Source organism: Blautia glucerasea, assembly GCF_020537505.1.
In the GTDB taxonomy this organism is placed as follows: Bacteria; Bacillota; Clostridia; order Lachnospirales; family Lachnospiraceae; genus Blautia_A.
The window spans coordinates 1-863 of the sequence record NZ_JAJBMO010000090.1 but is presented as its reverse complement, the minus strand read 5'-3'; the positions used below and the strand labels follow the sequence as shown (position 1 = coordinate 863).

Here is an 863-nt window from a genome sequence, read left to right as displayed (position 1 = left end):
TCGGCAAAAGAGGAGATCGTAGACCTTGCCCTTTCCACGGAAGATGACATCCTCATCCTCGATCCGGAGTCGGAGTTTGCTTCTCTGGTGGAAGCCTTAAACGGAGAGGTCATCCGGATCTCGGCAACCTCAGATACCCATCTGAATGCACTGGATATGGATTCTGCCTATGGCAATGACCGAAATCCTCTGATTGAGAAGTCAGAATTTATCCTTTCCCTGTTTGAGCAGCTCGTAGGAGCCGGAAACCTTTCGGCAAAGGAGAAATCCATCCTTGACCGCTGCACCGCAGATGTGTACCGGGATTACATGAGGGGCGGTTACAAAGGGCAGGTGCCGACCTTAAAGGACCTGTACCGACAACTCATGCTCCAGCCGGAGGAAGAAGCCAGAGGGCTGGCTCTGTCTTCGGAACTGTTTATCAATGGCAGTCTGAACACCTTTGCCCAGGAAACCAATGTCAACACGAAGAGCCGTATCATCGACTATGACATCCGGGAGCTGGGCGAACAGCTGATGCCCCTTGGCATGCTGGTCACACTGGATTCGATTTTTAACCGTGTGATCCAGAACTGGAAGAAGGGAAAAACGACATGGATCTTTGCGGATGAGTTTTATCTGCTGTTCCGCTATGAATACAGTGCGGACTTTTTCTACCGCCTGTACAAGCGTATCCGTAAGTATTCCGGATTTGTAACCGGACTTACCCAGAACGTTGAGGAACTTCTGAAATCCGATACCGCCCGCCTGATGCTGGCGAACAGTGAGTTCCTGATCCTTTTGAATCAGGCTACCACCGACCGGGATGAGCTGGCGGCACTTCTGAATATTTCAGACAACCAGTTATCCTACATCACCAATGT

At 50.6% G+C, this 863-nt stretch carries 1 protein-coding gene; it reads left to right on the top strand.

Translation table 11 applies throughout. From position 1 onward, the window contains the following. Positions 1-863: VirB4-like conjugal transfer ATPase, CD1110 family (locus LIQ05_RS19365; RefSeq protein WP_416386009.1), on the top strand; the 863-nt coding region annotated here is incomplete at both ends.